At 70.2% G+C, this 4,489-nt stretch carries 5 protein-coding genes; 3 read left to right on the forward strand and 2 right to left on the reverse strand.

Going from position 1 to position 4,489, the window contains the following annotated elements; translation table 11 throughout:
* Positions 1-126 precede the first annotated feature (126 nt).
* From KN815_RS30600 to KN815_RS30610, 3 genes are all read left to right on the forward strand, one after another.
* Positions 127-348 (forward strand): hypothetical protein, encoded by a 222-nt coding sequence (locus KN815_RS30600; protein ID WP_308403684.1) that lies wholly within the window; start codon positions 127-129, stop codon positions 346-348.
* A 148-nt stretch (positions 349-496) separates the two neighbouring features.
* Complete coding sequence (locus KN815_RS51680; protein WP_301184666.1) at positions 497-619, forward strand: hypothetical protein; 123 nt, start codon at positions 497-499, stop codon at positions 617-619.
* A gap of 565 nt (positions 620-1,184) precedes the next feature.
* Positions 1,185-1,526, forward strand: coding sequence for a hypothetical protein (locus tag KN815_RS30610; protein ID WP_216345117.1), 342 nt, complete (start codon positions 1,185-1,187; stop codon positions 1,524-1,526).
* A 237-nt stretch (positions 1,527-1,763) separates the two neighbouring features.
* Here KN815_RS30610 and KN815_RS30615 read toward each other — a convergent pair whose 3' ends face one another.
* The gene (locus tag KN815_RS30615) at positions 1,764-3,260 is read right to left on the reverse strand and encodes a CoA-acylating methylmalonate-semialdehyde dehydrogenase (RefSeq protein WP_216345118.1); all 1,497 of its coding nucleotides are present in this window, start codon (positions 3,258-3,260) and stop codon (positions 1,764-1,766) included.
* Positions 3,261-3,298: 38 nt separating this feature from the next.
* Positions 3,299-4,489: thiamine pyrophosphate-dependent enzyme (locus KN815_RS30620; RefSeq protein ID WP_253209340.1), on the reverse strand; the 1,191-nt coding region annotated here is incomplete at its 5' end.

Consider the following 4,489-nt stretch of genomic DNA (forward strand, 5'->3'; position numbering starts at 1 on the left):
TGCCGCCGCTGAGTCCCTGAGCCTGGCCACCGCCACACCCGAACAACTCGCCTACCACCTGGGCGCGGTGAAACGCAGCCTTCGCGCCGTACTCCAACTCCTAGCCCCCGTCCGGGAGGCGAACCGGTGACCGCCGACGACGAGCCGTACGGGAACGAGCGGCCCCGCATGACGATGTGTGTCTACACGGTGGCGCGCGACGGGATGGTGACCGCGCGGCGTGCGGTGGTGGCCGTCCTCGTCGGCAAGGACAGCACCGACCGCTACGGGCTGGGGCAGGCGTGGCCACCGTGCCAGTGCCCCCGCCACCGCCAGCACAACAGTCTCGGCCGCTACCGGCGGACCTGAGACGACCGTCCACCCCGCACCCGCCGCGCACTCCGGGCGGTGGCCGGGGCGGACGGTCCCGGGCTCCGGTCGCCGTGCTCCCCCCGTGGCAGGCGACCGGGGCCCAGAACACCCCGACTCCTACGAACGACCGAACGGAACCACGCTTGTGATCTCGCACATCACCATCGACCGGCACGACGCTGTGTACGACCACCACGCGGAGCAAGCCGTACTGCCCGTGACCGTCCACCACCGCGACGGCCACACCGAACCCACCGCCTCGTCATGACACCCGGACAAGTCGAGCTGTACATGATCCAGCTTGAGCAGATCATCGCCAACCGCACCGAAGCACGGAAGGCGGACCAGGAAGCGGCCGGGTCCCTGTAAGCATGCCTGCGACCATCGCCGACTTCGACGGACCGATGGTATGCCTCACCCGCGCTACCGACCTCGAATAGCGGTCGCACTGTGCCTCGGTGCGCCCCGCAACGGAATACGAGCGCCGGCAACTGCGGGCCATCGCCCGGCTGTACGCCCGCAACGCGGCATGGCCCCCGCATAGCCTTTCCCCTCGCCATGTCGTACTACTCCGACAGCGCCGAGGATCACGACGCCGTGACCCGGCTCAAGGGCTCTCACAAGCGAACCCGCGCGAACGTCGAAAAGGCGCTGAGCCTGAATATCCCGCTTCGGGGCGGAGTTGTCGCAGTGCGGAAAGGCCAACGCGTTCAAGAGGCGCGCGCGACCTTATCTGTGGGTCACTGCGACCCCGAAAGAGGCGAACAGCGAGGCGGGCGCGGCTACGATCGGTGCACCCGCATAACACGCTGAGATCACCAGGGAGCGCGCAAATGGACGATCACGGAGACGACTTCGGCAGGTGGGTCATGGAGGGCAACGCCGTTCAGCGAACGGAGGAGGAATGGGCCACCATCGCCGGATACATCAGGCACGCCGCGAACAAGGTGGGCCCCGTACTCCCGCTGTGCCTCCCCGGTGAGCCCCAGGAATGCGGCCGAAGCGCGCAACAGCACGTGTTGGCGTGGGCCGCTCACCTCAAGGCCGCCGCGCATCACCTGATCGAGCAGTCAGCACCGAGTGAGGCGCGAGCGGCACACGTGGCCGGACCGCTCTACCAGCGACGCCTGGCTGAACTGCGCGCACAGAACGCCCCCGTAGGTGCTTCACGCTGACCCGAGCCGCCCCGCCCGTGCGTCTCCCCCGTGGCGCCGAGCGGGACCGCACCGTTGCCGCCACGGATAGTGCGTCGGCCGTCACACCGTTCCGACATGCGACGCCGCCGCTGTTCGCCGTCCAGGAACCCCGACGGCCCCGACGCTGCTCATGACGGAAGCCCCCCGCCCACCCTCGAGGGGCTGGGGCGAGGGGCGACACGCGGCCCATCAGGGTCGGGCCGATCGGACGGACGGTCAGTGGTTCTTGGGGAACCCGAGGTTGATGCCGACCTCCTCCGACGGCTCCGGCCAGCGGGTGGTGACGACCTTGCCGCGGGTGTAGAAGTGCACCCCGTCGTTGCCGTAGATGTGGTGGTCGCCGAAGAGCGAGTCCTTCCAGCCGCCGAAGGAGTGGTAGCCCACCGGCACCGGGATCGGCACATTGACGCCGACCATGCCCGCCTCCACCTCCAACTGGAAGCGGCGGGCCGCGCCGCCGTCGCGGGTGAAGATGGCCGTGCCATTGCCCCACTTGGAGCTGTTGATCAGCTCGATGGCCTCGTCGTAGCTCTCGGCGCGCACCACGCACAGCACCGGACCGAAGATCTCGTCACGGTAGGCGTCGGCCGTCGTCGGGACCTTGTCCAGCAGCGAGACGCCGATGAAGAAGCCGTCCTCATGGCCCTCCACGGAGTATCCCGTGCCGTCCACGACCACCTCGGCGCCCTGGGCCGCGGCCCCGTGCACATAACCGGCGACCTTGTCCCGGTGCTCCTTGGTGATCAGCGGGCCCATCTCGGAGGCCGGGTCGTTCCCGGGGCCGATGCGGAGCTTGGCGGCCCGGTCGGCGATCTTCTTCACCAGGTCGTCGCCGATGTCGCCGACCGCGACCACGACGGAGACCGCCATGCAGCGCTCACCGGCCGAGCCGTAGGCCGCGTTGATGGCGTTGTCCGCGGCGAAGTCCAGGTCCGCGTCGGGCAGCACCAGCATGTGGTTCTTGGCGCCGCCGAGCGCCTGCACCCGCTTGCCGTGCTCGATGGCCCGGGACTGGATGTACTTCGCGATCGGCGTGGAGCCGACGAAGCTGACGGCCGCGATGTCCGGGTGCTCCAGCAGCCGGTCGACGGCCACCTTGTCGCCGTGGACGACATTGAGCACCCCGTCCGGCAGCCCCGCCTCGGTGGCCAGCTCGGCCAGCCGCCGGGAGGCCGAGGGGTCCTTCTCGCTGGGCTTGAGGACGAAGGTGTTACCGCAGGCGATGGCCACCGGGAACATCCACAGCGGCACCATCGCCGGGAAGTTGAACGGCGTGATGCCCGCGACCACCCCGAGCGGCTGGCGGATCGAGGACACATCGACCCCGGTGGAGACCTGGGTGGACAGCTCGCCCTTCAGCTTCTCGGCGATCCCGCAGGCCAGCTCCACGATCTCCAGACCTCGGGCCACCTCGCCGAGCGCGTCCGAGTGGACCTTGCCGTGCTCGGCGGTGATCAGCTCGGCGATCTCGTCGCGGTGGGCGTCCAGCAGCTCGCGGTACTTGTAGAGGATCGCGGTGCGCTTGGACAGGGACACCGTGCCCCAGGAGCGGAACGCCTCCTTGGCCGTGGCCACGGCCGCGTCGACCTCTTCCACGGAGGCCAGGGCGACCTGGGTGTCCTGAGCGCCGGTGGCGGGGTTGTAGACCGGGCCGTACGCGCCGGTCGCGCCCTCGACGGTCTTTCCGCCGATCCAGTGGTTGACGGTCTTCATGGGTGCGTGAGCCTTTCTCTCGAACAACGTCAGAAACGTCAGAGGTGGCGGCGGCGTGCGGCGGCCTGCCGGTCGTAGTCCTCGCGGGCCTTCACGGCGGCCGGACGGGTCGCGGTCTGGGCGACAGGCACATCCCACCACGCCTGTGCCTCGGGTGCGCCGGACACTGTGTCGGCCGTTTCGGTCTCCACATAGACACATGTGGGCCGGTCCGAGGCGCGCGCCGCGGCCAGCGCCTCGCGCAGCTCGCCCACGCTCTTGGCGCGCAGCACGTCCATGCCCAGCGAGGCGGCGTTGGCGGCCAGATCGACCGGCAGCGGATCGCCGGTGTACTGCCCGTCGGCCGCCCGGTAGCGGTAGGCGGTGCCGAAGCGCTCGGCGCCGGTGGTCTCCGAAAGACCGCCGATCGAGGCGTAGCCATGGTTCTGGAGCAGCACGATGTTGATGTTGATGCCCTCCTGGACCGCGGTGACGATCTCGGTGGGCATCATCAGATACGTACCGTCGCCGACCAGCGCCCAGACCGGGGTGGCGGGCGCCGCGAGCCGTACGCCGATGGCACCGGGGATCTCGTATCCCATGCAGGAGTAGCCGTATTCGAGGTGGTACTGGCGCGGGGAGCGGGCGCGCCACAGCTTGTGGAGGTCGCCCGGCAGCGAGCCCGCCGCGTTGATCACCACGTCCTCGTCGCCGACGACCGCGTCCAGCGCGCCCAGCACCTGGGTCTGGGACGGCCGGGCACTCTCGTCCCCGGCGGCGTACGCGACGTCCACCCGGCGCTCCCACGCGGCCTTGCCGGTGCCGTACTCGGCCTCGTACGTCTCCTCGACCCGGTGGCCCGCCAGCTCGGCGGTGAGCGCTTCGAGCGCGGCGCGGGCGTCGGCGACCACGGTGGTGGCGCCCAGCTTATGGGCGTCGAACGGAGTGATGTTGAGGTTGAGGAAGCGCACGGCCGGGTCCGCGAACAGGGTCGCGGAGGCGGTGGTGAAGTCGCTGTAACGGGTGCCCACGCCGATGACCAGGTCGGCGGTGCGGGCGAGGTCGTCGGCGACGGCGGTGCCGGTGTGGCCGATCCCGCCGATGTCGGCGGGGTGGTCGTAGCGCAGCGAGCCCTTGCCCGCCTGGGTGGAGGCCACCGGAATGCCGGTCGCGTCCACGAGCGCGCGCAGCGCGTCCTCGGCCTCGCTGTGGTGGACCCCGCCGCCCGCGACGATCAGCGGCCGGCGGGC

The organism is Streptomyces niphimycinicus (assembly GCF_018883605.1).
GTDB lineage: Bacteria > Actinomycetota > Actinomycetes > Streptomycetales > Streptomycetaceae > Streptomyces > Streptomyces niphimycinicus.

Coding starts and splice junctions, on each gene's coding strand:
- KN815_RS30610 (WP_216345117.1), top strand. CDS start 1,185: ATGGACGATCACGGAGACGACTTCGGCAGGTGGGTCATGGAGGGCAAC.
- KN815_RS30615 (WP_216345118.1), bottom strand. CDS start 3,260: ATGAAGACCGTCAACCACTGGATCGGCGGAAAGACCGTCGAGGGCGCG.